Origin of the sequence: Micromonospora andamanensis (assembly GCF_016863495.1) — a bacterium.
Classification (GTDB): Bacteria; Actinomycetota; Actinomycetes; order Mycobacteriales; family Micromonosporaceae; genus Micromonospora; species Micromonospora andamanensis.
This window is the reverse complement of record NZ_BOOZ01000006.1, coordinates 13753-40322: the sequence shown is the minus strand read 5'-3', so window position 1 is coordinate 40322 and position 26570 is coordinate 13753. Positions and strand designations below refer to the sequence as shown.

Sequence of the window (26570 nt, the reverse complement as noted above, 5' to 3'; positions counted from 1 at the left end):
GCACCAATATCACGATCTGACGCCATTGTGGGCGTACGCTGGCCGGCATGACGGATCCGAGAAACGTGGCCACAGGTGATGCCGCGGAGCTGGTCGACCAACTCCGCGAGCTGGCCGGCGCGGATCCCGCCGACGTCCGCCAGGTGGTGACCGAGGTGCTCGCGGCCCTGGACCGGGCCGCTGGTGGCACCCTGCGCGAGCAGTTGCCGGAAACCATCCGGGCCGGCCTGGACGGCGCGGGCCCGACCCGCCGCTGAAGCGACAGGTCGGTCAGGAATCGTTTCCCGCAGGTTAGGCCAACCTAACAAGGCGAGCTTACGGCGTCGGTCATAGACTCGTCCCGGCTGGCTTGTGAAGCATTTCACGAGCAGGGCGGGGAGGAGGCGCTAATGACCGCGGTGGAGAACGACGCCGACGTGATCGTCGTGGGCGCCGGTCCCGGTGGTTCGGCGACCGCGTACCACCTGGCTCGGCACGGCGTACGCGTGCTGCTGCTGGAGAAGACCGAGTTTCCCCGGGAGAAGGTCTGCGGCGACGGGCTGACCCCGCGCGCGGTGCGGCAGCTGATCCGGATGGGTGTGGACACGTCCCCCGAGGCCGGCTGGCTGCACAACCGTGGCCTGCGGGTGATCGGTGGCGGCGTGCGACTGGAGCTGGACTGGCCGGATCTGGCCAGCTTCCCGAACTACGGCCTGGTGCGCACCCGACTCGACTTCGACGACCTGCTCGCCCAGCGCGCGGTGTCCGCCGGGGCCAAGCTGCGTACCAGCGTGAACGTGATCGGCCCGGTGCTGGACGGCGACGGCCGGGTGATCGGGGTGCAGGGGGAGGACGGGCCGGACAAGGCGCCCGTCAGCTTCCACGCCCCGCTGGTGGTGGCCGCCGACGGCGTCTCGGGCCGGTTCCCGCTCGCCCTCGGGCTGGCCAAGCGGGAGGACCGCCCGATCGGTGTCGCCGTCCGGCGCTACTACCGTTCCGAGGCCCGCCACGACGACGACTACCTGGAGTCCTGGCTGGAACTGCGGGCCAAGGGCACGAACGAACTGCTGCCCGGGTACGGCTGGATCTTCGGCCTGGGTGACGGCCGGGTCAACGTCGGGCTCGGCATCCTCAACTCGTCCTCGGCGTTCGGCAAGACGAACTACCGGCGGCTGCTCACCGACTGGCTGGCCAACACGCCACCGGAGTGGGGCATGACCGACGAGACGAACGCCGAGGGGTCGATCCTCGGCGCCGCCCTGCCGATGGGCTTCAACCGGGTGCCGCACTACACCCGGGGGGTCATGCTCGTCGGCGACTCCGGCGGCATGGTCAACCCGTTCAACGGCGAGGGCATCGCGTACGCGATGGAGTCCGGCGAACTGGCCGCGGAGGTCGCGGTCCAGGCGCTCGCCCGGCCGGCCGGCATCGAGCGGGAGCGGGCCCTGATGGCGTACCCGCAGGAGCTGAAGACCCGGTTCGGTGGCTACTACCGGCTGGGGGGGATCTTCGTGAAGCTGATCGGCCGGCCGGAGGTCATGCGCGTCGCGACGAAGCACGGCATGCCCCACCCGACGCTCATGCGCTTCGTGCTCAAGCTGCTGGCCAACCTCACCGACCCGCGAGGCGGTGACGCGATGGACCGGGTCATCAATGCGATGACCCGGGTCGCGCCCGCCGTGTAGGGGCGCGGAACAGGCAAGGTCCACCCCCGCCGGAGGGCGCGGGGTGGGATGTGAATAGTGTGAATTTCGCCAACCACCGAGGGCAGGGAAGGACGAGCAGGAGAAGAAATGTCGCTCTCGCCTTACGTACCCATCATCGGGCTGTTCGCCCTCGCCGCGGGTTTCGCGCTGTTCTCGATAGCCGCTGCCCGGTTCGCCGGCCCCCACCGCTACAACAAGGCAAAGCTCGAAGCCTACGAGTGTGGCATCGAGCCTAGCCCGCAGCCGATCGGTGGCAGCCGCTTTCCGGTCAAGTTCTACCTGACGGCGATGCTCTTCATCGTCTTCGACGTGGAGATGATCTTCCTCTACCCGTGGGCTGTCTCGTTCGACATCCTGCCGGTCTTCGGGTTCGTCGCCATGTTGTTGTTCATTGGTGCCGTCTTCGTCGCGTACGCCTACGAGTGGCGGCGTGGCGGCCTGGACTGGGACTGAGGGAGGAACGGCCATGGGTATCGAGGAGAAACTTCCCGCCGGAGTCCTGCTCACCTCGGTGGAGAAGCTGGTCAACTGGTCACGCAAGTCGTCGGTCTGGGGCGCCACCTTCGGCCTGGCGTGCTGCGCCATCGAGATGATGGCCGCCGGTGGGCCGCACTACGACATGGGCCGCTGGGGCATGGAGGTCTTCCGGGCCTCGCCCCGGCAGGCCGACCTGATGATCGTCGCGGGCCGGGTGAGCCAGAAGATGGCCCCGGTGCTGCGCCAGATCTACGACCAGATGGCCGAGCCCCGCTGGGTGCTCTCCATGGGCGTCTGCGCCAGCAGCGGCGGCATGTTCAACAACTACGCCATCGTGCAGGGCGTCGACCACGTCGTGCCTGTCGACATGTACCTTCCGGGCTGCCCGCCCCGGCCGGAGATGCTCATCGACGCGATCCTCAAGCTGCGCGAGAAGATCGGCCACGAGCCGCTCGGCCCGAACGGCCGCAAGATGCTCGCCGCCCGCGAGGCGCGCGGTGACGTGCCCGTGGTGCCGTACGGCTCGATGCCGTCGTCGTACCGCAGCGACAAGGCCCGGCGGGCCGAGTGGACGAAGGCCGTCCGCGAGGGTCGCGAGGAGCAGTTGCGGATCGAGAACTGGATGAAGGCCCAGACCCACCTCCACCCGTACGGGGGGATCAAGTGACTGACGACAAGCCGACCACCGGTGGCGTACCGGTTCCGGTGACCCCGGCCGGCGCGACGAGTGGCGCGCCCGCCGAGTTCCCGCCGGCCGCCCCCGCAGGTCGGGGCATGTTCGGCAACCAGGGCACCGGTGACGTCTCCGGTTTCGGTGGGCTGGTCCGGCAGCACCGCGCGATCGAGGACTCACCGCGACCGTACGGCGGCTACTTCGACGAGGTCCGGGACGCGCTGGAGGAGGCGTACCCGGCGTTCGGCGAGGCGATCGAGAAGGTCGTGGTCGACCGGGGCGAGCTGACCCTGCACATCCGCCCGGAGCGGATCGCCGAGGTCTGCCAGGTGATGCGGGACGACCCGGCGCTGCGTTTCGAACTCTGCTCCTCGGTGTCCGGAGTGGACTACCTGGGCGCCGATGCCCGCCGGCTGCACGTCGTCTACCAGCTCACCTCGATGACCTACCGGCGACAGGTCCGGCTGGAGGCCGCGGTCAGCGTCGAGGAACCGCACCTGCCCAGTGTCACAGCCGTCTACCCGACCGCCGACTGGCAGGAGCGGGAGACGTACGACATGTTCGGCGTCGTCTTCGACGGCCACCCGGCGCTGACCCGGATCCTCATGCCGGACGACTGGGAGGGCCACCCGCAGCGCAAGGACTACCCCCTCGGCGGCGTGCCCGTGGAGTACAAGGGCGCCGAGATCCCGCCGCCCGACAAGCGGAGGTCGTACCAATGAGCGCGTCCAACTACGCCACCGAGCGCGAGACCACCGAGGGCCGCGTCTTCAACGTCACAGGCGGGGACTGGGACGAGGTCGTCTCCGGCGTCGACCCGATCAACGAGGGTCGGATCGTCGTCAACATGGGTCCGCAGCACCCGTCCACGCACGGTGTGCTCCGGCTGATCCTGGAGCTGGAGGGCGAGACGGTCCGGGAGGCCCGCTCGGTCGTCGGCTACCTGCACACCGGTATCGAGAAGAACCTGGAGTACCGCAACTGGGTGCAGGGTTCGACGTTCGTGACCCGGATGGACTACCTCTCGCCGCTGTTCAACGAGACGGCGTACTCGCTGGCCGTGGAGAAGCTGCTCGGCATCGAGGAGCAGATCACCGAGCGGGCCACCACCATCCGGGTGCTCATGATGGAGCTGAACCGGATCTCCTCGCACCTGGTCTGGCTGGCCACCACGGCGATGGAGCTGGGCGCGATCAACATGATGCTCTACGGCTTCCGGGAGCGCGAGTACATCCTGGAGATCTTCGAGCTGATCACCGGGCTGCGGATGAACCACGCGTACGTCCGGCCGGGCGGGGTCGCCCAGGACGTGCCGGACGAGGCGATCGTCAAGATCCGCGACTTCCTCAAGCTCATGCCGAAGCGGCTCAAGGAGTACGAGGACCTGCTCTCCGGGCAGCCGATCTGGCTGGAGCGGACGCAGAACGTCGCGGTGCTGGACGTGACCGGCTGTGTGGCGCTCGGTGTCACCGGGCCGGTGCTGCGTTCGGCCGGGCTGGCCTGGGACCTGCGCAAGACGATGCCGTACTGCGGCTACGAGACGTACGAGTTCGACGTGCCGACCCACTCCGACGGCGACGTCTGGGGCCGCTACCTGGTTCGCAACGCGGAGATCCGCGAGTCGCTCAAGCTGGTCGAGCAGGCACTCGACAGGCTCAAGCCGGGGCCGGTGATGGTGGCTGACAAGAAGATCGCCTGGCCGGCGCAGCTGGCCATCGGCGTCGACGGCATGGGCAACTCGCTGGAGCACGTCGCAAAGATCATGGGCCAGTCGATGGAGTCCCTGATCCACCACTTCAAGCTGGTGACGGAGGGCTTCCGGGTGCCTCCGGGGCAGGTGTACGTCGGCGTCGAGTCGCCGCGCGGCGAGCTGGGCGTGCACGCGGTCTCCGATGGCGGGACCCGGCCGTACCGGGTGCACTACCGGGAGCCGAGTTTCGTCAACCTCCAGGCCCTGCCGGCGATGGCCGAGGGTGGCCTGATCGCCGACGTGATCGCCGGCGGCGCCTCGCTGGACCCCGTCATGGGAGGTTGTGACCGGTGACTGTCTTCACCGAAGAGACGCGGACCCGGGCGCGGGAGATCATCGCGCGCTACCCGGCGGACCGGTCCCGCTCGGCCCTGCTGCCGTTGCTGCACCTCGTGCAGGCCGAGGAGGGCTACGTCTCCCCGGCCGGCGTGGCGTTCTGCGCCGAGGTGCTCGGCCTGAACAAGGCCCAGGTCGGCGCGGTGGCCAGCTTCTACACCATGTACAAGCGCCGGCCGACGGGTGACTGGCTGGTGAGTGTCTGCACCAACACCATGTGCAACGTGCTCGGTGGCCAGGAGGTCTACGACACCCTCGCCGAGCACCTGGGCGTCGGGCACGACGAGACCACCGCCGACGGCAAGGTCACCCTGGAGCACGCCGAGTGCCTGGCCGCCTGCGACTACGGCCCGGTGATGACGGTCAACTACGACTTCTTCGACGGTGTCGACCCGCAGAGCGCGGTCGGGGTGGTCGACGAGCTGCGCGCCGGTGGCCGGCCCACGCCGAGCCGTGGTGCCCGCCTCTGCACCCTGAAGGAGATGGCGGTCCAGCTCGCCGGCTTCGCCGACGAGCGGGAGGGTGCCGTCGCCGACGGGGTGCCGGGCGAGCCGACCCTGCGCGGTCTGCGGCTGGCCCAGCAGCACGGCATCTCGGCACCGGGCTTCGACCCGAACACCCCGATCCGCAGCGGCAAGGCGGGCGACAAGCCGGCACCGGCGACCCCGGCGAAGGCCGCGCCGACCGGCAGCACCGCGCCCGACGTCGCGGCACCGGACCGCAAGTCGCCGCAGGTGCGTACCGCCGAGACCCGGCAGCCGGACGCGAAGACCGCGGTGCCGGACGCCCCCGGCACCAAGGGCCCGGTCGACGGGCAGCCGCCCGCGTCGGGCGACGCCCGGGCCGCCGAGGCCGCCGGTGTGGCGGCCAACAAGCCGGCGGGCGACGCCAAGCCGGCCGGTGACGACACCGGAGCGCAGGAGCGCAACCTCAGGGAAGCGGAGTCGACGAGCGGTCAGGACTCCGCGCACGACAAGGGGGCTCAGAAGTGACCACGCCTGCGCCGGAGACCCTGGCCAAGTTGACGCCCGTGCTCACCAAGCGCTGGCTTTCCCCTGACGCCTGGCGGATCGACACCTACGAGAAGCTGGACGGCTACGCGGCGCTGCGCAAGGCGATCAAGGCGCATCCGGACGACCTGATCCAGCTGGTGAAGGACTCCGGGCTGCGCGGTCGCGGCGGCGCCGGTTTCCCCACCGGCCTCAAGTGGGGCTTCATCCCGCAGGGTGACGGCAAGCCGCACTACCTCGTGGTCAACGCCGACGAGGGTGAGCCCGGCACCTGCAAGGACCTGCCGCTGATGACCCACGACCCGCACTCGCTCGTCGAGGGCGTCATCATCGCCTCGTACGCGATCCGGGCCAACCGGGCCTACATCTACATCCGGGGCGAGGCCGTGCACGCCGCCCGCCGGCTGCGCAACGCGGTGAACGAGGCGTACGCCAAGGGCTACCTCGGCCGCGACATCCTCGGTTCGGGCTTCGACCTGGACCTGGTGGTCCACTCGGGCGCCGGCGCGTACATCTGCGGGGAGGAGACGGCGCTGCTGGACTCCCTTGAGGGTTTCCGTGGTCAGCCCCGGCTGCGTCCGCCGTTCCCGGCCACCCACGGGCTGTACGCCAGCCCCACGGTGGTCAACAACGTCGGCACCATCGCCAGCGTGCCGTACATCGTGCTGGGCGGCGCGGACTGGTGGAAGTCGATGGGCACCGAGAAGTCGGCCGGCCCGATGATCTACTCGCTCTCCGGCCGGATCGCCAACCCCGGCCAGTACGAGTGCGGCCTCGGCATCACCCTGCGCGAGCTGATCGAGCTGGCCGGCGGGATGCAGCCGGGTCACAACCTGAAGTTCTGGACGCCGGGCGGGTCGTCGACCCCGCTGCTCACCGCAGAGCACCTGGACGTGCCGCTGGACTTCGAGGGGGTGGCCGCCGCCGGCTCGATCCTCGGCACCACGGCCACCCAGATCTTCTCCGACCAGGACTGCCCGGTCTACGCGACCTACCGGTGGCTGGAGTTCTACCACCACGAGTCGTGCGGCAAGTGCACCCCGTGCCGGGAGGGCAACTACTGGATGGTCCGGGTCTACCGGCGCATCCTGGCCGGCCAGGGCACTCAGGACGACCTGGACACCCTGCTCGACACCTGTGACAACATCCTCGGCCGTTCGTTCTGCGGCCTGGGTGACGGTGCCACCAGCCCGGTGACCTCGTCGCTGAAGTACTTCAAGCAGGACTACCTCGACTACATCGAGGGACGGACCGCGCCGAAGTTGTCCGACAAGCAGTTGGTGGGAGCCCACTAATGACGGACGTTGCCAAGCCGACCGAGACGGTCACCCTCACCATCGACGGCGTCGAGGTCACCGCCCCGAAGGGGGCGCTGCTGATCCGGGTCGCCGAGCAGCTGGGTACCGAGATCCCCCGGTTCTGCGACCACCCGCTGCTGGCCCCGGCCGGCGCCTGCCGGCAGTGCCTGGTGGAGGTGGAGGGGCAGCGCAAGCCCGTCGCCTCCTGCACCCAGACCGTCGCCGACGGCATGGTGGTCCGTACCCAGCTCACCTCCCCGGTCGCCAAGAAGGCGCAGGAGGGGATCATGGAGCTGCTGCTGGTGAACCACCCGCTCGACTGCCCGATGTGCGACAAGGGCGGCGAGTGCCCGCTGCAGAACCAGGCGATGTCGACGGGCCGCACCGACTCGCGGTTCCACGAGCACAAGCGGGAGTACCCGAAGCCGCTGCCGATCAGCACCCAGGTGCTGCTCGACCGCGAGCGCTGCGTGCTCTGTCAGCGGTGCACCAGGTTCTCCGAGGAGATCGCCGGCGACAAGTTCATCGACCTGATGAACCGCTCCTCCGCCGAGGAGATCAACATCTACCGGGACGAGGACTACGGGACCGAGGGCGAGGGCGGCGACGTCCCGTTCAACTCGTACTTCTCCGGTAACACGGTGCAGATCTGCCCGGTCGGTGCGCTCACCGGCACCCAGTACCGCTTCCGCGCCCGCCCGTTCGACCTGGTCTCCAGCCCGAGCGTGTGCGAGCACTGCTCAGCCGGTTGCGCCCAGCGCACCGACTGGCGGCGCGGCAAGGTGATGCGCCGGCTGGCCGGCGACGACCCGCAGGTCAACGAGGAGTGGAACTGCGACAAGGGGCGGTGGGGCTTCCAGTACGCCCGCGCCGCCGACCGGCTCACCACCCCGCTGGTCCGCGACGAGCACACCGGTGAGCTGCGGGAGGCGTCCTGGAGCGAGGCGCTCAGCGTCGCCGCCGAGGGCCTGCGGGCCGCCCGGGACACCGGCCAGGGCGCCGGCGTGCTCACCGGCGGTCGACTGACCGTCGAGGACGCGTACGCGTACGCCAAGTTCGCCCGGGTCGCGCTGCACACGAACGACATCGATTTCCGGGCCCGCCCGGTCTCCCGCGAGGAGGCCGACTTCCTGGCCAGCACGGTCGCCGGCAGCACCGACGTCACCTACACCGACGTCGAGAACGCGCCGGCAGTGGTGCTTGTCGGTCTGGAGCCGGAGGAGGAGTGCCCGATCCTCTTCCTGCGGCTGCGCAAGGCGTACCTGAAGAACAAGCTGAAGGTGTACGCGATCGCCCCGTTCGCCACCCGTGGCCTGGAGAAGCTCGGCGCCAAGCTGGCCCGGGTGGTGCCGGGCGAGGAGGCCGGGGTGCTCGCCGAGCACGCCACCGTCGCCGAGGCGCTCAGCGCCGAAGGGGCGATCCTGATCGTCGGCGAGCGGCTGGCCACCGTCCCGGGTGGACTCTCCGCCGCCGCCGAGGTGGCCGCGCGTACCGGCGCGAAGCTGGCCTGGGTGCCGCGGCGCGCGGGTGACCGCGGTGCCGTCGACACCGGTTGCCTGCCCAACCTGCTGCCCGGCGGTCGTCTGGTCACCGAGCCCGGGGCCCGGGCCGAGCTGGGCGAGGCGTGGGACATTCCGGCCGGGGTGATTCCGAGCCAGGCGGGCCGGGACACCGACGCGATCCTCGCCGCCGCCGCCGGCGGTCAGCTCGGCGCGCTCGTGGTGGCCGGGGTCGATCCGGCCGACCTGGCCGACCCGCGCCTGGCCGAGCAGGCCCTGGACGCGGTGCCGTTCCTGGTCAGCCTGGAGTTGCGGGCCGGTGCGGTCACCCGCCGGGCGAACGTGGTCCTGCCGGTCGCGCCGGTGGTGGAGAAGGCCGGCAGCTTCCTGGACTGGGAGGGCCGGCTGCGCCCGTTCGACGCGGTGCTGGAGACGGCCGCGATGACCGATGGCCGGGTGCTCGACGCGATCGCCGCCCAGTTGGACGTGCGGCTGGGCACCGGGGACGTGCTGGCCGTCCGGCGTGAGCTGGGCAGCCTGCCGGTGACCCGGGTGACCCGCCCGGCCGCCCCCACTGTCGCGCCGGGGTCGGTGCCCCAGCCGAGTGCTGGCGAGGCGGTGCTGGCGACCTGGCACCAGCTTGTCGACCTGGGCAGCCTCACCGACGGCGACGAGCACCTGGGTGGCACCGCCCGCCCGCCGGTGGTCCGGCTCGGCAAGGGCAGCGCGGAGGCGCTCGGCGTCGCCGACGGCGACCCGGTCACGGTGGGCACCGACCGGGGTGCCTTGACTCTGCCGGCGGCGATCACCGAGATGCCGGACGGTGTGGTCTGGCTACCCACCAACTCGCCCGGCTCGACCGTGCGGCGCAGCCTCGGCGCGACCTCCGGCGCGGTGGTGCGGATCTCCGCGCCCGGCGTGACGGAGCCGGTCGCCGCCGACGCGGCCGGCCGGCCGGGCCCGCTCCTCAACTCCTCCGGGGGTGTCGCATGAACGTCATCGCCCAGGCACCGTCGCTTGGCGACTTCGGCCACGACCCGTGGTGGCTGATCCTCGGCAAGATCGTCTTCGCCTTCGTCGTGGCCCTGCTCGGCACCCTGCTCGGCGTCTGGTTCGAGCGGCGGGTGGTGGGGCGGATGGCCGTCCGCCCCGGCCCCAACCAGCTCGGTCCGTTCGGTCTGCTGCAGACCCTCGCCGACGGCCTGAAGATGGCCTTCAAGGAGGACATCCTCCCGAAGTCGGCGGACAAGGTCATCTACTTCTTCGCCCCGGCCATCTCGGTGATCTGCGCGGTCACCGCGCTGTCGGTGATTCCGTTCGGCCCGATGGTGAGCATCTTCGGCCACCAGACGCCGTTGCAGGTCACCGACGTGCCGGTCGCGGTGCTCGTGGTGCTCGCTCTCTCGTCGATGGCGGTCTACGGCATCGTGCTCGCCGGCTGGGCGTCCGGCTCGACCTACCCGCTGCTCGGCGGCCTGCGGTCCGCCGCCCAGCTGATCTCGTACGAGGTGGCGCTGGGCCTGTCCATCGTGGCGGTGTTCATGCTCGCCGGCACGATGTCCACGAGTGAGATCGTGGCTGCCCAGGGCAGTACGACCGAGCTGAGCCTGTTCGGTGTCGACATCCCGGCGCCGGGCTGGTACGCGCTGCTGCTCTTCCCGAGCTTCATCGTCTTCTTCATCTCCATCGTCGGCGAGACCAACCGGCCGCCGTTCGACCTGCCGGAGGCGGAGTCGGAGCTGGTGGCCGGCTTCATGACCGAGTACAGCTCGCTCAAGTTCGCGCTGATCATGCTCAGCGAGTACGTCGCGATGGTGACCATGTCGGCCTTCACCGTGACGCTCTTCCTGGGCGGCTGGCACGCGCCGTGGCCGATCACCATCTGGTCGGGGGCCAACTCCGGCTGGTGGCCGATGCTCTGGTTCTTCGGCAAGGTCATCCTGCTGGTCTTCGTCTTCGTCTGGCTGCGCGGCACGCTGCCCCGGCTGCGGTACGACCAGCTGATGCGCTTCGGCTGGAAGGTGCTCATCCCGATCAGCCTGGTCTGGATCGTGATCCTCGCCGGCCTGCGCACCATCGACGACTGGGACACCCAGAGCCGGATGTACGCCATCGGCATCCCGGCCGGCATCGTGCTGCTCGCCGCGCTGTTCTGGCCGAGCCGCAAGGCGGCACCGAAGCCGACCCTCGCCGAGCAGGTCGACAACCGGCCGCCGGGCAGCTTCCCGCTGCCCCCGATGGATCTCCAGGTACCACCGAGCCCGCGCACCCGGCGCATGGTCGCCGAGCGGGAGCCGGCAAACGCCCCCGCCGGCCAGGACTCTGAGGAGGTGTGACGTGGGCGCGATCACCGGAACGTTCAAGGGCTTCGGGGTCACCTTCTCGCACATGTTCAAGAAGGTCGTCACCACCGACTACCCGTTCACCCCGCCGAAGCCGGCGCCGCGCTACCACGGGCGGCACATCCTCAACCGGCACCCGGACGGGCTGGAGAAGTGCATCGGCTGCGAGTTGTGCGCCTGGGCCTGCCCGGCGGACGCGATCTACGTCGAGGGTGGCGACAACACCGACGAGCAGCGCTTCTCGCCGGGCGAGCGGTACGCCAGCATCTACCAGATCAACTACGCCCGCTGCATCTTCTGCGGGCTCTGCATCGAGGCGTGCCCGACCCGCTCGTTGACCATGAGCAACGAGTACGAGCTGGCCCGGGACAACCGCAAGGACCTGATCTTCACCAAGGAGCAGCTGCTGGCGCCGCTGCTGCCGGGGATGGAGCAGCCGCCGCACCCGATGCGGCTGGGTGACAGCGAGAAGGACTACTACATCGGCAGCCTCACCAACCCGGGCACCTCCGCCGGGGCGGAGCGCTCGCCGATGGGGCCGGGCCACTACCAGGTGGACGAGCACCCGGGCGTCACCTTCCCCGGTGCCGAGCAGGCCGCGCAGCGGGCCGAGGCGGAGAAGGGGAACCCGGCATGAGCACCTCGACGCTGCTCGCCGCCTCCGGTGCGGTTTCCGGCGGCGAGGCGGTGACCTTCTGGATCCTCGCTCCGCTCGCGCTGGCCGGTGCGATAGGCATGGTCGCCGCCCGCAACGCGGTGCACTCGGCACTGTGGCTGGTGCTGACCATGCTCAGCCTCGGGGTGTTCTACGTGCTCCAGGCCGGGCCGTTCATCGGCATGGTGCAGATCATCGTCTACACCGGCGCGATCATGATGCTCTTCCTGTTCGTACTGATGCTTGTCGGTCGGGAAGCCTCCGACTCGCTCATCGAGGTGCTGCGCGGTCAGCGGATCGCGGCGATCGGGCTGGGGCTCGGCTTCGCCGGCCTGCTCGGCAGTGGGGTCTACCGGGCCACGCAGGGCAGCACGCCTGTCGGCCTGGAGCAGGCCAACGCGGGCGGCAACGTGGAGGGCATCGCCCGGCTGCTCTTCACCGACTACGTCTTCGCCTTCGAACTCACCGCGGCGCTGCTGATCACCGCCACCATCGGCGGCATGATCCTCGCGCACGTCGAGCGGCGCAAGGAGGACAAGCGCGACCAGGTGGCCACCATGAAGGCCCGCTTCGCGCCCGGCAACTACCCCGGCCCGAAGCCCGGCCCGGGTGTCTTCGCCACCTCCTCGTCGGTCGCCACCCCGGCCCGCCTGCCGGACGGGCGGCTGAGTGACCGCAGCACGCCGGACATCCTGCCGGTGCGGGAGCTGACCGCCGAGGAGACCACGCTGAAGGGCACTGAGAAATGAGTGACTTCTTCTCGGTCGAGCCGAACTACTACCTGGTCCTCGCCGCGGTGCTGTTCACCATCGGCGCCGCCGGGGTGCTGGTGCGGCGCAACGCGATCGTGCTGTTCATGTGTGTCGAGCTGATGCTCAACGCGGCCAACCTGGCGCTTGTCACCTTCAGCCGGATGAACGGTGACCTCAACGGCCAGATCATGGCGTTCTTCGTGATGGTGGTGGCGGCGGCCGAGGTCGTGGTCGGGTTGGCCATCATCATGGCGATCTTCCGCACCCGACGCTCCGCCAGCGTCGACGACGCCAACCTGTTGAAGTACTAGAGGGGCCCACCGGTGGACGAAATCATGACGTACGCCCAGGCTGCTCCGGCCGAGACCGTCTCGTACGCGACGGCGGACGGGCTGCTGAGCAGCGTCTGGCTGCTGGTGGCCATCCCGCTGGTCAGCGCGACCATCCTGCTGCTGCTCGGCCGGCGGGCCGACCGCTGGGGGCACTGGCTCGGGGTGGCCGCGGTCGGTGCCGCTTTCCTGCTCGGCCTGAGCTACTTCCTCGGCCTGCGTGGCCTGGAGAACCGGTCGGTCCAGCTGAGTCTCTGGGACTTCATCGCGGTCGGCGGTCTGCACGTGGACTTCGGTCTGCTGTTCGACCCGCTGGCCGGGGTCTTCGTCCTGCTGATCACCGGTGTGGGTTTCCTGATCCACCTGTACGCGGTCGAGTACATGGCGCACGATGAGCGCCGCCGACTGTTCTTCGCGTACTTCAACCTGTTCATCGCGGCGATGCTGCTGCTGGTGCTCGGCAACAACTACGTGATGCTGTACTTCGGCTGGGAGGGCGTCGGTCTGGCGTCGTACCTGCTGATCTCCTTCTGGTACACCAAGCCGGCCGCCGCCACCGCCGGTAAGAAGGCGTTCCTGATGAACCGGGTCGGCGACGCCGGCCTGGCGATCGCCATCTTCATCATGTTCGCCACCCTCGGCACCACCCAGTACGACGAGGTGTTCAACGGGATCGGCGCGCTGGCCGGGGGCACCGTGCTGGTGCTCGGCCTGCTGCTGCTGCTCGGCGCGGCCGGCAAGTCCGGCCAGTTCCCGCTCCAGGCGTGGTTGCCGGACGCGATGGAGGGCCCGACCCCGGTGTCGGCGCTGATCCACGCCGCGACGATGGTCACCGCAGGTGTCTACCTGATCGCCCGCTCCAACATCATCTTCTCGGCGAACGCCACGTTGCAGCTGGTCGTGGTGAGCGTCGGCGCGCTGACCCTGCTGATCGGCGCGATCATCGGGTGCGCCAAGGACGACATCAAGCGGGTGCTGGCCTGGTCCACGGTCAGCCAGATTGGCTACATGTTCCTCGGTGTCGGACTGGGTGGCGCGGCGTACGCACTTGCCATCGTGCACCTGCTGGCGCACGGCTTCTTCAAGGCCAACATGTTCCTCGGCGCCGGCTCGGTCATGCACGGCATGAAGGACCAGGTCGACATCCGTCGTTTCGGCGGCCTCTCGAAGTACATGAAGATCACCTGGATCACCTTCGGCGCGGGCTGGCTGGCCATCATCGGCATGTTCCCGTTCTCCGGCTACTTCTCCAAGGAGCCGATCATCGCCGCCGCCTTCGAGCGGGAGGGATGGACGGCCTGGCTGTTCGGCGGGGCGGCGGTGCTCGGTGCCGCGCTTACCGCCTTCTACATGACCCGGCTGTTCGTGCTCACCTTCCACGGGCCGAAGCGCTGGACCGAGGACATCGAGCACCCGCACGAGTCCCCGCCGTTGATGACCATCCCGCTGGTCCTGCTCGGCATCGGTTCGTTGGGCGCGGGTTGGCTGCTGGCCACCTCCGTGCCGGACTGGCTGACCACCACCGCCGGGCTCGGCACCGCCGAGGCGCACCACGACGCGGTGCTGCCGCACTGGGCGATCGTGGTGCTGTCGCTGGGCGTCACGGTGCTCGGTGCGGTGCTGGGCTGGTTCCTGTTCCGCAACGGCACGGCGACCTCGCCGCAGCCGGCCGGGGTGCTCGTCACCGCCGCGCGCAAGAACCTCTACACCGACGCGGTGAACGAGGCGGTCTTCGAGAAGCCGGGCATCTTCCTCACCCGGGCGCTCGTCTACCTGGACAACCGGGGCATCGACGGGCTGATCAACGGACTGGCCGCGGGCGTCGGCGGTGGATCGGGCCGGCTCCGGCGGCTGCAGACCGGCTTCGTCCGGTCGTACGCCACCTCGATCCTGACCGGCGCGTTGCTGGTGGTGGCCGCCTTCCTGGCCGTACAGGCGGGGTGGTTGGCGTGATCGACCTCTTGAGGCTGTCGGCCTCTCAGGCGGCCGTCGCCGGCGGACCGCACAGTGACGACGGAGGTAAGGCCGCATAATGTCCGACTTCCCGTTCCTCTCGGTGCTCACCGTGGCGCCGCTTGTCGGCGCCGTGGTCGTCGCCCTCCTGCCGCGCAGCCGGCCGACGCTGGCGAAGCAGGTCGCGCTCGGCTGGTCGTTGCTGGTGCTGGCGCTGTCCGTGGTCATGTGGGTGACCTTCCAGGTCGGTGGCGACCGCTTCCAGTTCCGCGAGTCGTACCCGTGGATCCCGAACTGGGGGGTCAACTTCACCTTCGCCGCCGACGGCATCGCGCTTGTCATGCTGATGCTGATCGCGGTGCTGGTGCCGCTGGTGATCCTCGCCTCCTGGCACGACGCGGAGTCGTCCAAGCGGTCGGTGCCTGTCTACTTCGCGCTGCTGCTCGTCCTCGAATGCACGATGATCGGTGTCTTCGCCGCCGCCGACGTCTTCCTGTTCTACGTGTTCTTCGAGGTCATGCTGGTGCCGATGTACTTCCTGATCGGCAGCTACGGCGGTCACCAGCGGCAGTACGCGGCCGTCAAGTTCTTCCTCTACTCGCTTGTCGGCGGTCTGTTCATGCTGGCCGCCGTGATCGGCCTGTGGGTGGTCGGCGGCAAGACCTTCGACTGGGTGGCGCTGTCGCAGGTGGACATCACCACCGGGGCGGAGCGTTGGCTGTTCCTCGGCTTCTTCGTCGCCTTCGCCATCAAGGCGCCGTTCTTCCCGTTCCACACCTGGCTGCCGGACGCCGGTGGCGCGGCGCCCGCCGGTGCCGCCGCGCTGCTCGTGGGCGTGCTGGACAAGGTCGGTACCTTCGGCATCCTGCGGTACTGCCTGCCGCTGTTCCCGGACGCGGCCCAGTGGTTCGCGCCGTGGGCGCTGGGGCTGGCGGTCATCGGCATCATCTACGCGGCGCTGCTTGCCGTCGGGCAGAACGACCTCAAGCGGCTGGTGTCGTACACGTCGATCGCCCACTTCGGCTTCATCGGCGTGGGTATCTTCGCCTTCACCACGCAGGCAGGCACCGGGGCCGTGCTCTACATGGTCAACCACGGCCTCGCCACCGGACTGCTCTTCCTGGTGGTGGGCATGCTCATCGCGCGCCGGGGCTCGGCGCTGGTGAGTGACTTCGGTGGTGCGGGCAAGCTGGTGCCGGTGCTGGCCGGGGTGCTCTTCTTCGCCGGTCTCGCCTCGCTGGCGCTGCCGGGTACCGCACCGTTCGTCTCGGAGTTCCTGGTGCTGATCGGCACGTTCACGGTCAACAAGCCGGTAGCGGTGATCGCGACGTTGGGCATCATCCTGGCGGCGGCCTACGTGCTGTGGATGGTGCAGCGCACCACGCAGGGCACCCTCAACCCGGCGCTCACCGAGATCGACGCTATGAAGCGCGACCTCAACCTGCGCGAGAAGGTCGTCGTCGCCCCGCTGATCGCGCTGATCCTGGTGCTCGGCTTCTACCCGAAGCCGGTCACGGACGTGATCAACCCCGCGATCCAGGCGACCATGGAGGACGTCGGCCGGACCGACCCGGCCCCGTCGGTAGACACCGTCCAGGAGGCGATCCGGTGAGCGCGAGGAGTGAGCTTGCGAGCCCCGCAGTCGCGAACGAAAGGCTGGTCCAGTGACCGAGCTTGAACTGCCGCCTATCGACTACGCGGCGATCGCGCCGATCCTGATCATGCTGGTCGCGGCGGTGGTCGGGGTGTTGGTCGAGGCGTTCGTGCCCCGGCGGCTGCGGCATCCCGTGCAGTTGCCGCTGGCGGTGCTCGCGGTGCTCGCGGCCCTGACCATGGTGGTGGTCAACGCCGACAAGCGGGTGATCACCATCGGCGTGATCGCCGTCGACGGGCCGACGTTGTTCCTACAGGGCTCGATCCTCGCCCTGTCGGCGGTGGCGCTGCTGCTGCTCGGCGAGCGGGTGGTCGAGCGGGGCGGGGCGTTTGTCGCCCAGGCCGCGGTGACCGCCGACTCGCCGGAGGACCGCCAGCAGGCGGAGAACGCCGGTGGCGCGGGTGAGGTGTACCCGCTTACCACCTTCGCTATCGCCGGCATGCTGATCTTCGTGTCGGCGAACGACCTGCTGACCATGTTCATCGCGCTCGAGGTCTTCTCGTTGCCGCTCTACCTGCTCTGCGCGCTGGCCCGTCGCCGGCGGCTGCTGAGCCAGGAGGCGGCGATGAAGTACTTCCTGCTCGGTGCGTACGCCTCGGCGTTCTTCCTGTTCGGGTTGGCGTTGATCTACGGCTTCACCGCCGGGCTCGGCGACCGGCAGGCGGGCGTCGACTTCGCCACCGTCAACGCGGCAGTGGCTAACTCCACGGCCAGCCCGGTGCTGCTCTTCGCCGGTATGGCGCTCGTCGCCATCGGTCTGCTGTTCAAGGCGGCCGCGGCCCCGTTCCACGTCTGGACGCCTGACGTGTACCAGGGCGCGCCGACGCCGTTGACCGGGTTCATGGCGGCCTGCACCAAGGTCGCCGCGTTCGGTGCCCTGCTGCGGGTGTTCCACGTGGCCTTCGAGGGGGCCCGGTGGGACTTCACCCCGGTGCTGGGCGCTGTGGCGGTGCTCACCATGCTCGTCGGTGCGCTGTTCGCGGTGACCCAGACCGACATCAAGCGGCTGCTGGCGTACTCGTCGATCGCCAACGCCGGTTACCTGCTCGTCGGTGTGCTCGCACCGGGCAGCGAGGGCCTCTCCGGCACCATGTTCTACCTGGTCGCGTACGGCTTCACGGTGCTTGCCGCGTTCGCTGTGGTGACGCTGGTACGCGATGCCGACGGCGAGGCGACCCACCTGTCCCGCTGGGCCGGGCTGGGCCGGCGGTCGCCGGTCTACGCCTCGGTCTTCACCTTCGTCCTGCTCGCCTTTGCGGGTATCCCGATGACCAGCGGCTTCACCAGCAAGTTCGCGGTCTTCGGTCCGGCGCTTGACGGTGGGCAGGTGTGGCTGGTCATCGCGGGTGTGCTGACCAGCATGGTGCTGGCCTTCCCGTACCTGCGGGTCGTGGTGCTGATGTGGCTCTCCGAGCCGGGTGACAGCACGCCGACGGTGGCGGTGCCGGGTGCGCTCACCTCGGCCGCCCTGGTGATCGGGGTGCTCGCCACGCTTGTGCTCGGTGTCGCGCCGGCACCGCTGCTCGACCTGGCCTCCTCAGCCGCCGACTTCGTCAGGTAACGGCCGACCTGCCGTTCGAGGGCCGGCCCACGCGCTGTGGGCCGGCCCTCGCCGCGTATCCCCGGTCCGGTGCAGGTAGAACCTGTGTGGCATGGTTGGAGGCGTGGTGATTAGGGGTGGCGAGGGTACAGGTGTCACCGGCTCCGGTGGTCGCCGGAGCCGCTCCGGCGCGGCTCAGTTCGGCGCGCTCGGCCTTCACCTCGCCGACCCGCACAGCGAGGAGTCCGTCCTCGGTGTGCTGGCGTCGGTGGAGGCGGAGCTGCTGGACAGCATCGCCAGCGCCGACCCGTTCGTCACCGAGGCGGCCCGGCACCTGGTGGAGGCCGGCGGTAAGCGGTTCCGGCCGCTGCTGGTGGCCCTGGGTGCCCAGTTCGGTGATCCGACCCGGGCCGAGGTCGTCTCGGCGGCCGTGGTGGTGGAGCTGACCCACCTGGCCACGCTGTACCACGACGACGTGATGGACGAGGCGTCGGTGCGCCGGGGCGCGCCGAGCGCCAACTCCCGGTGGACCAACTCGGTGGCCATCCTGGTCGGCGACTACCTCTTCGCCCGGGCCGCGGACGTGGCGGCCGAGCTGGGCCCCGAGGCGGTACGACTCCAGGCGCGTACCTTCGCCCGGCTGGTCCACGGTCAGATCGCCGAGACGATCGGCCCTCGGCCCGGTGACGATCCGGTGGCGCACTACCTGCGGGTGATCGCCGAGAAGACCGGCTCGCTGATCGCCACCAGCGTGCACTTCGGTGCCCAGTTCAGTGGGGCCGCGCCGGAGCAGGTGGCGGCGCTGGCCGGGTACGGCGAGACCATCGGGGTGGCTTTCCAGCTCTCTGACGACCTGCTCGACATCGCCAGCGAGTCGACGGAGTCGGGCAAGACGCCCGGCACCGACCTGCGGGAGGGCGTTCCCACCCTGCCGGTGCTCTACGCTCTCGCCTCCGACGACGCGGACGCCGCCTCGGTACGACTGCGGGAGATCCTGGCCACCGGGCCGCTCACCGACGACGCCCTGCACGCCGAGGCGCTCGGCCTGCTGCGGGAGAGCCCGGCACTCAAGCGTGCCCGCGAGACCGTCCGCAGCTACGCCGAGGACGCCCGCGCCCAGCTCGCCCCCCTTCCGCATGGCCCGGCCCGCCGCGCCCTCGAATCCCTCTGCGACCACATCGCCGACCGCACAAGCTGACCGACCTCAGTGGGTTGATCAAGAAGTTCTGGTCGCCATGCGTGCGAATCCAGACCAGAACTTCCTGATCAACTCGGCTGTCGGCGTGGGGTGGGGAGTAGGCGGGTGGCGGTGAGCATGAGGGTGGCGGCGGCGAGCATGGCGGCGGCTGCGGTGAGCCACATGGTCGGGTAGCCGGCCGCAGCGGCGAGCGGGCCCAGGGCGAGTGGGCCGAGGCAGCCGCCCGCGTACACCCCGGTCTGGGTGATCGAGGTGGCGGCGGCCGGGGCCTGCGGATGCAGTTGGACCACCGCGAAGTTCATCAGCCCGGGCCAGGACCAGCCGAAACCGAAGCCGAGCAGCACGCCCACCAGCAGCGGCCCAGGGCCGGCCGCCGCGAGCAGGCCGAGCCCCGCCGCGCCGGCCACCAGCAGACCGGCGATCACCGCGAGGTGCCCGCCGGTGCGGCGGTCGGCCAGCCAGCCGAACCCGATCCGGGCCGCCACGCAGACCGCGCCGCCGAAGGTCAGGGTGAGCCCGGCCATCGCCGGACCGAGACCCCTGTCGACCGAGGCGTCGACCACGAAGGTGCCGAGCGCGTTCGCCGCCCCCGCGGCCAGCGTCGCGGCCACGCCGACCAGGACCAGTCCCGGGCTCGCGCCGCCGCCTCTTCCGGTGCGTCGCCGCACGGGCCGGGTGCCCTGCGAGGGTACGGCCGGCAGAGCGGCCAGCGCGGCGCCGGCTGCCGCCACGAAGGCCCAGCGCCAGCCGACGGTGAGCGCGAGGGTGGGTACCGCTGCGCCGGCAAGCAGGGTGGAGAGCGGGATCGCCGCCTGCTTGACCCCGAACGACAGACCCTGCCGGCGGGGCGGGACGTGCCGGGCGAGCAGGGCGTTGCTGGACAGTTGACCGAGCGCGTTGGCGGTGCCGGCCACGGCCAGCAGACCGACGAGGGCCGGATACGAGCGGGCCGCCACCGCCACGGCGAGCAGGCTGGCGGCGGAGACCACGATGCCGGCCCGGGCCGTCACGGCGGCACCCCACCGTTCGACGAGCACACCGGAGGGGACCGAGGCGAGGGCGCTCACCGCGAAGTTGACGGCCACGACGAGCCCCAGGCCGGCGGGGGAGAAGCCCAACTCCTCCCGCATCTGTACGGCGAGACCGCCGACCAGGAAGACCGGCAGGACGCAGGCGATCGTGACGGTGACCGCGACGGCACTGGCCCGGACGGGCCGTGCGGCGGTCTCCGAAGTACGCGGAGGGGCGATGTGGGTCATGGTGCGGCCAACCTACGCCAGCCGCACCTCGACGACGGAAAGTGCGTTCCACCTCACATCCTGTGTCGGATGATCATCGATCCTCCACCCGATCAGGCATTTCGCGGCGGGCCGCTTTTTCATATGGTGTAAGTCCCCGGTGGCGGAGGTGGTTGTGCGTGACCCCCTGGCGGAACCTTCGGACCTGATCCGAAGTGTCTCCCGCGCGCTTCGAGTGCTCGAGTCGGTCGGTCGTGCCCCACGGGGCCTGACGGTGAAACAGATCGCCCGACGCTGCGAGCTGACCGTGGCGACCACCTATCACCTGGTCCGCACCCTCGCGTACGAGGGCTACGTGATCCGTCGGGAGGACGGCACGTACATCGTGGGTCTGGAGGTGGCCGACCGCTACCGCGAACTGGTTGCCGCGTTCCGCGGCTCACCGGCCATCGGCGAGAGCCTGCGTCGGGCGGCCCTGGAGACCGGCTGGAGCCACTTTCTGGGCCGGTTCGTGGGCGGACAGGTGGCGATCACCGCCGTGGCGGAGGGGAACCGCTCGCCGTACCTGGAGGATCTCGTTCCCGGCTTCGACGAGGGCGCGCACGCGACAGCACTCGGCAAGGCGTTGCTCGCCACGCTCACCGCCGAGCAACGCCACCGCTATCTGCGCGAGTACGGCATGCGTCCGTTCACCAGCGCCACCCTCACCACCCCGGAGGCGTTCGAGGCCGACCTGACGGCCGGGGAGCGACGCGGAATGCAACTGGAACTGGGCCAGTTCCGGCAGGGAGTGGCGTGTGCCGCTGTTCTGGTCAGCCCGGACAAAGACATGGAACGGCGTACGGTGCTGGCCTGCGCGCTGCCGGCCAGCGAGATGATGACCTCCGCCCGGGTGGTCCGAACGAAGCTGCTCACCGCCGCGCGCGCCATCGCCGACGGCCTGGCCGCGGACACCTGATCGCTAGCTGCCGAGACGGCCCCCTCCCTGGTGGGGAGAGGGCCGTCGGAGAGGCGGCCGGCGCGGTGCCGGGGCGGGGTCAGCTACCGACCGGTCCGCCGTCCAGCCGCCAGGTCACCACCACGCCCGGCTTGGCGTAGTCGCCGTCGGGCCAGGTGGAGGCCGGGTTGTCGACAGTGGCACCGGTGATCTCACCCGGGTGCTGCACCGCCACGAAGAGCGAGCGGTTGTCCTCGGTGATGAACGGTCCGCAGGTCTCCGCACCGACCGGCACGGTCAGGAACTGCTTCAGGTGGCCCCGCTCCGGACCCTCGGTGGCCGTGGCGAAGAGGCCGTCGTTGCTGCCCAGCGCGTTACCGTCGGTGGAGATCCAGAGGTTGCCGGTGGCGTCGAACGCCACGTTGTCCGGGCAGGAGATCGGCGACACCTTGGTCTTGTCGTACCCGGCGAAGTAGGTCGACGGGTCCGCCGGGTCGCCGCAGACGATCGGCAGCGACCACCGGAAGGAGTCGGCGGTGTTGTCGCCCCGGTCCTCGACAAGTTCCAGGATCTGCCCGTGCCGGTTGGCGGTACGCGGGTTGGCCTCGTCCGGTGCCGGGTTGCTGCCGACGCCACGGTTCGTGTTGTTGGTCAGCGCCACGTAGACCTTTCCGGTGAGCAGACTCGGCTCGACGTCCTCCGGACGGTCCATCTTGGTCGCGCCGACCTTGTCCCCGGCGAACCGGGTGAACGTCAGCACCTCGGCGGCGGTCATCCCGTCCACGTAGGAACGGTTGCCGCTGACCAGCTTGATCCAGCGGCCCTTGCCGTTGAAGGCGCCGTCGCTGGGCAGGGTGCCGGAGCCGTCGATCTCACCGGCGCTTGTCTGGTCGAGCTTGGCGACGTAGAGGGTGCCCGACTCCAGCAGCGTCAGGTTGTGCTTGCGGGCGACCCAGGAGTCACCCTTCATGAACTTCTTGTCCGACACGAACTTGTAGAGGTAGTCGAAGCGCTCGTCGTCGCCCATGTACGCGACGACGTGCCCGCTGCGCGCGACGATGACGTTCGCGCCCTCGTGCTTGAACCGGCCGAGCGCCGTGTGCTTGCGCGGGCGGCTCTCCGGGTCGAACGGGTCGATCTCCACGATCCAGCCGTGCCGGTTGGCCTCGTTGGGGTGCTTGGCGAGGTCGAAGCGCTCGGCGGCCCGGTCCCACTTGCGGCTGCCACTGGGGTAGCGGGCGGTGGTGCTGATGCCGTAGCGGGCCAGCCGGGCCTTCTCCGACTCCGGCGCCGCGTCGCCGCCGACGAAGTACTGGTTGAAGTTCTCCTCACCGGACAGCACGGTGCCCCACGGGGTCACGCCGCCGGCACAGTTGTTCAGCGTGCCGATGACCGTACGACCCTTCGGGTCGGCGGCCGTCTTCAGGAACGACGAGCCGGCGGCCGGGCCGGTCAGCTCGAACTTGCTGCTCAGCGCGTCGACCCGACGGTTGTACGGGCGGCGGCCGGAGCCGACGACCCGCCACTGGCCGGTCCCGCCGACCCGCTCGATCTCCACCACGGACATGCCGTGCGCGGCCATCGCCACCTTCACCTGCTCGACGCTGAGCGCGTCCTGGCTGGTGAAGCCGGGGAACATCAGGTCCTCGTTCGTGTACTCGTGGTTGACCACGAGCAGGGCCCGCTTGCCGCCCTTGTCCAGCGGCAGCACGCCGACGAAGTCGTTGTTGTAGCCGAACTGCTTGGCCTGCGCGGCGGCGGTCTGCCGGCGCAGGTTGAACTCCGGCGCGCCGGGCACCACCGGGTCGCCCCAGCGGATGATCACGGCCTGGTCGTAGCCGTTCGGGACGACGAACGTGTCGAGGGTGTTCGGCGGGATCGGCTTGAAGCTCAGCGCACCGCTGCCCGGGCGACGGCCGGCTGCCGTCGGTTGACCGGCCGGAGGCACCGGGGGGACCGGGGCCGCGGCGGCGGGCGCCGCACCGGCCAGGGCGCCGGCCGCCGCACCGCTGAAACCGAGCACCAGGGCGCCGACCGCCCCGGCACGGACCACGCCGCGGCGGCTGACCTCGGCGTTCACCACGTCACCGAAGTAGGCGTTGTCGGAGGTGTTGGGTACCGGGTGGTCACAGGCGTTGCCGCAGCGGTAGAGGCAGGTCATGGCGTCGCGGCTGCCGTGGCGGGGGGTGCCCAGCAGCGGGAGCAGCCGGGGACGGTCGCTCATGGGGAGGATCCTCCTGAGGGTCGGTGCACGTCGGTGCAGGTCACCGACGCGTACCCGCCGGACGCTAGGGCGGTGCGGTGAGCGTGGGTCGGCGTCGATGTGAACCAGCGATGAACTCCAACCCGGGAATCCCAGGTTTGAGCTGGGAATGAACCGATAGGCGTGACAGCACGTATCTCAGGTCGTAACACCGCGCCCGCTCGCGCCGAGAGCGAGGAGAACACCATCAGCGACCACGACGCCCACCTGCTGCGCGCCCTGCATGACGAGCATGCCGAGGCGCTGTACGCGCACGCGCTGCGGCTTGTCAACGGCGACCGGCAGCGCGCCGAGGACCTGGTGCAGGAGACGCTGCTACGGGCCTGGCGACATCCGGAGTCGCTCGACCCTCGGCGCGGTTCGGTACGCGCCTGGCTCTTCACCACCGCGCGCAACCTCGCGATCGACGCCTGGCGGCGGCGGTCCACGAGGGTAGGCGAGGTCTACACCGACGAACTTCCCGAGCCGCCGGAGGTCGTCGACGAAACCGAGCGAGCCGTCGAGGCGTGGACGGTCGCGGAGGCGCTGAACCGGCTCAGTCCGTCCCATCGCGATGTCCTGGTGGAGTGCTTCTACCAGGGGCGATCGGTCTCCGAGGCAGCCTCCCGGCTGGGGGTTCCACCGGGCACGGTGAAGTCCCGCACCCACTACGCGCTGCGCTCCCTGCGGCTGGTCCTGGCCGAGATGGGGGTGACCGGATGAACCGTTGCGAGTTCGCGTTCGACGACGGGGCGTACGTGCTGGGCGCGCTCTCCCCAGCCGATCGCGTGAGCTACGAACGGCACCTCGTCGACTGCCCCGCCTGCCAACAGTCGGTTTCCGAGATCGCCGTGCTGCCCGGTCTGCTCGGCCGGTTGGATCCGGCCAGCCTGGAACAGTTCCTCCCGCCGCCGGAGAACCCCCGGGTGCCCGAGCTGCTCACCGCCGCCCGGGAGCGCCGACGCCGCGAGCGGCAGGCGGGCCGGCTGCGGTACGCGGTCATCGGGCTGGCCGCCGCCGCGTTCGCCCTGGTGGTCGGCTTCGGGGTGGCGACCATGCTGCCCGGGCAGCTGCCGAACGGGCCGGGTGGCCAGGTGCGGATGGTGCAGATGCAACCGGTCGCCGGCACGGTGCCGGTGCACGCCGAGATCGGGTTGACCGGCACCAACTGGGGCACCGAGGTGACCATGCACTGCGGCTACGACGAGCGGGCCGGGTACGGCAAGGCGAACGCCTTCCGGCTGGTGGCGCACGCCGGCGACGGTTCGCAGGAGCAGATCGGCTCCTGGCTGGCCGCCCCCGGCGACGACCTGCGGATCACCGGGGCGACCCGGTTCACGAACGCCGAGCTGGTCCGGCTGGAGCTGATCCGTGCCGACGGCACTCCGGTGCTCGCCTACGAGGTTCGCTGAACCGGCACCCGAGCGTCAGGCGACCTCAGTAGCGACGACCTCAGCCCCGGCGATCTCAGCGGCTGCTCGCGACCGCCACCGTGGCTGGCACGGTGCCGTCCAGGCGCAGACGGCGGGTGTGCCGGGCCTGGCGTACCGCGTCGGCGGTGAAAACGATCAGGGCGAGCCAGACCAGGGCGAAGCCGGCCAGCCGGGCCGGCGGCATCGGCTCGTGGAAGATCAGTACGCCGCAGCCGAGCTGGAGGATCGGCGCCACGTACTGGAGCATGCCGAGGGCGGTGAGCGGCAGCCGGTTGGCGGCACCGGCGAAGAGCAGCAGCGGGATGGCGGTCAACGCCCCGGCGAGCACCAGCAGGGCCGTGTGGCCGGCCGAGACGTGGCCGAACGCGGCCTCACCGGTGGCGGCGGCGAGCCAGCCGAGGTAGCCCAGGGCGGGCAGGGACAGCACTGCCGACTCGACGAACAGACCCTCCGCCGCCGGTAGGCCGAGGCGCTTCTTCACCAGGCTGTACCCGCCGAAGGAGAACGCCAGGATGAGCGCGAGGTACGGCAGCCGACCGTAGTCGACGGCGAGTACGGCCACCGCCGTCGCGCCGACGCCAAGTGCCAGCCACTGCGCCCGGCGTAGCCGTTCGCGCAGCACCAGCACCCCGAGCAGGACCACCACCAGCGGGTTGATGAAGTAGCCGAGGGCGGTCTCCACCACCCGGTCGGAGTTGACGCCGTAGATGTAGGTGAACCAGTTGACGGCGATGAGCGTGGCCGCGGCCGCGATCCCCGCCAGTGTCCGGGGCCGGCGCAGCAGGGCCCGGAGGAAGCCGACGTTGCGTAGCGCGATGAGCAGCAGCGCGACGAAGGCGACGGACCACACCACCCGGTGAGCCAGGATCTCCAGCGGGCCGGCCGGGCGCAGCAGCTTGAAGTAGAGCGGAAAGAACCCCCACAGCAGGTAGGCACCAAGTCCGTAGAGGTATCCGAGGCGGAGCGGCGTCACGACTCCACCGTAAGGGGCCGGGGTGGTTGTCGATCCTTGCTGGTGAGCGGGCTCACGGCCTGGTCGCGCTGGTCGAGCTCCATCCACCTGTCGGCGGGTACGCCGCCGAAGCCGACCTTCTGGTACACCCCGTGGGCGTCGTTGGTGGCCAGCAGGATCCGGCGTACGCCGAGCTCGGCCAGGTGGTCCCGGACCGCGCCGGCCAGCCAGGTGCCCAGCCCGTGACCCCGTTCGGCCCGGTCGACGTAGACGTCGCAGAGGTAGGCGAAGGTGGCCCGGTCGGTGATGACCCGGGCGACCGCGACCTGCCGGCCGTCCGCCGACCGGTACACGCCGAACCCGACAGATCCGGCGAACGCCCGCGTCACCGTCTCCCGGTCACGCCCGAGCGCCCAGTACGCGTCCCGGCTGAGCCAGCCGTGGACGAGATCCAGATCGAGTCGGGCCGGATCGGTGCTGATCGTGTAACCGTCATCGCGGGTCAGGGTGAACACCCCGCCGAAGCTAGTGCCTCGGATGAGGGGGATCAGCAGCCAATTCCCGCGATATGGCTGAGCGCGGGGTGCCTCCGGTGGCCACCATCGCGGCGGTGGCCA

General features: G+C 70.2%; 24 protein-coding genes. 20 read left to right on the top strand and 4 right to left on the bottom strand.

Annotated features, from left to right (window positions below; all coding sequences use genetic code 11):
* Positions 1 to 47 precede the first annotated feature (47 nt).
* The 17 genes from Van01_RS07520 to Van01_RS07440 all read left to right on the top strand — a co-directional run bounded on the left by Van01_RS07520 (position 48) and on the right by Van01_RS07440 (position 19151).
* A complete protein-coding gene (locus Van01_RS07520) occupies positions 48 to 257 on the top strand; it encodes a hypothetical protein (RefSeq protein WP_204002631.1) in 210 nt (69 codons plus the stop codon).
* A gap of 132 nt (positions 258 to 389) precedes the next feature.
* Complete coding sequence (locus tag Van01_RS07515; protein ID WP_204002629.1) at positions 390 to 1664, top strand: geranylgeranyl reductase family protein; 1275 nt, start codon at positions 390 to 392, stop codon at positions 1662 to 1664.
* 108 nt (positions 1665 to 1772) lie between these two features.
* Positions 1773 to 2138, top strand: coding sequence for an NADH-quinone oxidoreductase subunit A (locus tag Van01_RS07510; protein ID WP_169598979.1), 366 nt, complete (start codon positions 1773 to 1775; stop codon positions 2136 to 2138).
* A gap of 13 nt (positions 2139 to 2151) precedes the next feature.
* Positions 2152 to 2829 carry a NuoB/complex I 20 kDa subunit family protein gene (locus Van01_RS07505; protein WP_204002626.1) on the top strand — a complete coding sequence of 226 codons (678 nt, stop codon included), beginning with the start codon at positions 2152 to 2154 and terminating at the stop codon, positions 2827 to 2829.
* Positions 2826 to 3557, top strand: coding sequence for an NADH-quinone oxidoreductase subunit C (locus Van01_RS07500; protein ID WP_204002622.1), 732 nt, complete (start codon positions 2826 to 2828; stop codon positions 3555 to 3557). Before Van01_RS07505 ends, Van01_RS07500 begins: the two co-directional genes overlap by 4 nt.
* Positions 3554 to 4879: an NADH-quinone oxidoreductase subunit D gene (locus Van01_RS07495; protein ID WP_204002619.1), complete on the top strand. Its 1326-nt coding sequence runs from the start codon at positions 3554 to 3556 to the stop codon at positions 4877 to 4879. Before Van01_RS07500 ends, Van01_RS07495 begins: the two co-directional genes overlap by 4 nt.
* Positions 4876 to 5913, top strand: a complete 1038-nt coding sequence (gene nuoE, locus Van01_RS07490; protein ID WP_204002617.1) for an NADH-quinone oxidoreductase subunit NuoE — start codon at positions 4876 to 4878, stop codon at positions 5911 to 5913. Before Van01_RS07495 ends, nuoE begins: the two co-directional genes overlap by 4 nt.
* Positions 5910 to 7226, top strand: coding sequence for an NADH-quinone oxidoreductase subunit NuoF (nuoF, locus tag Van01_RS07485; protein WP_099847906.1), 1317 nt, complete (start codon positions 5910 to 5912; stop codon positions 7224 to 7226). The genes nuoE and nuoF overlap by 4 nt, the downstream gene beginning before the upstream one ends.
* On the top strand, positions 7226 to 9721 hold the full coding sequence (locus tag Van01_RS07480) for an NADH-quinone oxidoreductase subunit G (RefSeq protein WP_204002614.1): 2496 nt from the start codon (positions 7226 to 7228) through the stop codon (positions 9719 to 9721). The genes nuoF and Van01_RS07480 overlap by 1 nt, the downstream gene beginning before the upstream one ends.
* Positions 9718 to 11064, top strand: a complete 1347-nt coding sequence (gene nuoH / locus Van01_RS07475; protein ID WP_204002611.1) for an NADH-quinone oxidoreductase subunit NuoH — start codon at positions 9718 to 9720, stop codon at positions 11062 to 11064. Before Van01_RS07480 ends, nuoH begins: the two co-directional genes overlap by 4 nt.
* A gap of 1 nt (position 11065) precedes the next feature.
* Entirely contained in the window at positions 11066 to 11707 is a 642-nt protein-coding gene (nuoI, locus tag Van01_RS07470) for an NADH-quinone oxidoreductase subunit NuoI (protein ID WP_204002609.1), read from the top strand.
* A complete protein-coding gene (locus tag Van01_RS07465; protein ID WP_204002606.1) occupies positions 11704 to 12474 on the top strand; it encodes an NADH-quinone oxidoreductase subunit J in 771 nt (256 codons plus the stop codon). The genes nuoI and Van01_RS07465 overlap by 4 nt, the downstream gene beginning before the upstream one ends.
* The gene (nuoK, locus tag Van01_RS07460; protein ID WP_013731028.1) at positions 12471 to 12788 is read left to right on the top strand and encodes an NADH-quinone oxidoreductase subunit NuoK; all 318 of its coding nucleotides are present in this window, start codon (positions 12471 to 12473) and stop codon (positions 12786 to 12788) included. Before Van01_RS07465 ends, nuoK begins: the two co-directional genes overlap by 4 nt.
* Before the next feature lie 24 nt (positions 12789 to 12812).
* Complete coding sequence (nuoL, locus tag Van01_RS07455) at positions 12813 to 14759, top strand: NADH-quinone oxidoreductase subunit L (RefSeq protein ID WP_204003162.1); 1947 nt, start codon at positions 12813 to 12815, stop codon at positions 14757 to 14759.
* Positions 14760 to 14838: 79 nt separating this feature from the next.
* The gene (locus Van01_RS07450) at positions 14839 to 16371 is read left to right on the top strand and encodes an NADH-quinone oxidoreductase subunit M (RefSeq protein ID WP_204002603.1); all 1533 of its coding nucleotides are present in this window, start codon (positions 14839 to 14841) and stop codon (positions 16369 to 16371) included.
* A gap of 52 nt (positions 16372 to 16423) precedes the next feature.
* Complete coding sequence (gene nuoN / locus Van01_RS07445) at positions 16424 to 17974, top strand: NADH-quinone oxidoreductase subunit NuoN (protein WP_204002594.1); 1551 nt, start codon at positions 16424 to 16426, stop codon at positions 17972 to 17974.
* A gap of 91 nt (positions 17975 to 18065) precedes the next feature.
* Positions 18066 to 19151: a polyprenyl synthetase family protein gene (locus Van01_RS07440; RefSeq protein ID WP_204002592.1), complete on the top strand. Its 1086-nt coding sequence runs from the start codon at positions 18066 to 18068 to the stop codon at positions 19149 to 19151.
* Positions 19152 to 19219: 68 nt separating this feature from the next.
* Here the strand turns inward: Van01_RS07440 and Van01_RS07435 are convergent, their stop codons facing one another.
* Entirely contained in the window at positions 19220 to 20410 is a 1191-nt protein-coding gene (locus Van01_RS07435) for an MFS transporter (RefSeq protein ID WP_204002590.1), read from the bottom strand.
* Positions 20411 to 20564: 154 nt separating this feature from the next.
* Here Van01_RS07435 and Van01_RS07430 point away from each other — a divergent pair, with 154 nt between their 5' ends.
* The gene (locus Van01_RS07430; protein ID WP_099852452.1) at positions 20565 to 21347 is read left to right on the top strand and encodes an IclR family transcriptional regulator; all 783 of its coding nucleotides are present in this window, start codon (positions 20565 to 20567) and stop codon (positions 21345 to 21347) included.
* A gap of 79 nt (positions 21348 to 21426) precedes the next feature.
* Here the strand turns inward: Van01_RS07430 and Van01_RS07425 are convergent, their stop codons facing one another.
* Positions 21427 to 23550: a PhoX family protein gene (locus tag Van01_RS07425; RefSeq protein WP_204002587.1), complete on the bottom strand. Its 2124-nt coding sequence runs from the start codon at positions 23548 to 23550 to the stop codon at positions 21427 to 21429.
* Between the two features lie 246 nt (positions 23551 to 23796).
* On the opposite strand from Van01_RS07425, the gene Van01_RS07420 reads away from it, so the two are divergent.
* Complete coding sequence (locus tag Van01_RS07420) at positions 23797 to 24291, top strand: sigma-70 family RNA polymerase sigma factor (protein ID WP_232511229.1); 495 nt, start codon at positions 23797 to 23799, stop codon at positions 24289 to 24291.
* Complete coding sequence (locus Van01_RS07415; protein WP_204002576.1) at positions 24288 to 24980, top strand: anti-sigma factor family protein; 693 nt, start codon at positions 24288 to 24290, stop codon at positions 24978 to 24980. The genes Van01_RS07420 and Van01_RS07415 overlap by 4 nt, the downstream gene beginning before the upstream one ends.
* A gap of 55 nt (positions 24981 to 25035) precedes the next feature.
* On the opposite strand, the gene rarD is transcribed toward Van01_RS07415, so the two are convergent.
* A complete protein-coding gene (gene rarD, locus Van01_RS07410; RefSeq protein ID WP_204002573.1) occupies positions 25036 to 25974 on the bottom strand; it encodes an EamA family transporter RarD in 939 nt (312 codons plus the stop codon).
* The gene (locus Van01_RS07405; protein ID WP_204002570.1) at positions 25971 to 26468 is read right to left on the bottom strand and encodes a GNAT family N-acetyltransferase; all 498 of its coding nucleotides are present in this window, start codon (positions 26466 to 26468) and stop codon (positions 25971 to 25973) included. Before Van01_RS07405 ends, rarD begins: the two co-directional genes overlap by 4 nt.
* Positions 26469 to 26570: the final 102 nt, after the last annotated feature.

Coding starts and splice junctions, on each gene's coding strand:
- Van01_RS07480 (WP_204002614.1), top strand. CDS start 7,226: ATGACGGACGTTGCCAAGCCGACCGAGACGGTCACCCTCACCATCGAC.
- nuoH (WP_204002611.1), top strand. CDS start 9,718: ATGAACGTCATCGCCCAGGCACCGTCGCTTGGCGACTTCGGCCACGAC.
- Van01_RS07505 (WP_204002626.1), top strand. CDS start 2,152: ATGGGTATCGAGGAGAAACTTCCCGCCGGAGTCCTGCTCACCTCGGTG.
- Van01_RS07495 (WP_204002619.1), top strand. CDS start 3,554: ATGAGCGCGTCCAACTACGCCACCGAGCGCGAGACCACCGAGGGCCGC.
- Van01_RS07515 (WP_204002629.1), top strand. CDS start 390: ATGACCGCGGTGGAGAACGACGCCGACGTGATCGTCGTGGGCGCCGGT.
- Van01_RS07435 (WP_204002590.1), bottom strand. CDS start 20,410: ATGACCCACATCGCCCCTCCGCGTACTTCGGAGACCGCCGCACGGCCC.
- Van01_RS07415 (WP_204002576.1), top strand. CDS start 24,288: ATGAACCGTTGCGAGTTCGCGTTCGACGACGGGGCGTACGTGCTGGGC.
- Van01_RS07520 (WP_204002631.1), top strand. CDS start 48: ATGACGGATCCGAGAAACGTGGCCACAGGTGATGCCGCGGAGCTGGTC.
- Van01_RS07465 (WP_204002606.1), top strand. CDS start 11,704: ATGAGCACCTCGACGCTGCTCGCCGCCTCCGGTGCGGTTTCCGGCGGC.
- nuoK (WP_013731028.1), top strand. CDS start 12,471: ATGAGTGACTTCTTCTCGGTCGAGCCGAACTACTACCTGGTCCTCGCC.
- Van01_RS07425 (WP_204002587.1), bottom strand. CDS start 23,550: ATGAGCGACCGTCCCCGGCTGCTCCCGCTGCTGGGCACCCCCCGCCAC.
- Van01_RS07450 (WP_204002603.1), top strand. CDS start 14,839: ATGTCCGACTTCCCGTTCCTCTCGGTGCTCACCGTGGCGCCGCTTGTC.
- nuoL (WP_204003162.1), top strand. CDS start 12,813: ATGACGTACGCCCAGGCTGCTCCGGCCGAGACCGTCTCGTACGCGACG.
- Van01_RS07440 (WP_204002592.1), top strand. CDS start 18,066: ATGGTTGGAGGCGTGGTGATTAGGGGTGGCGAGGGTACAGGTGTCACC.
- Van01_RS07510 (WP_169598979.1), top strand. CDS start 1,773: ATGTCGCTCTCGCCTTACGTACCCATCATCGGGCTGTTCGCCCTCGCC.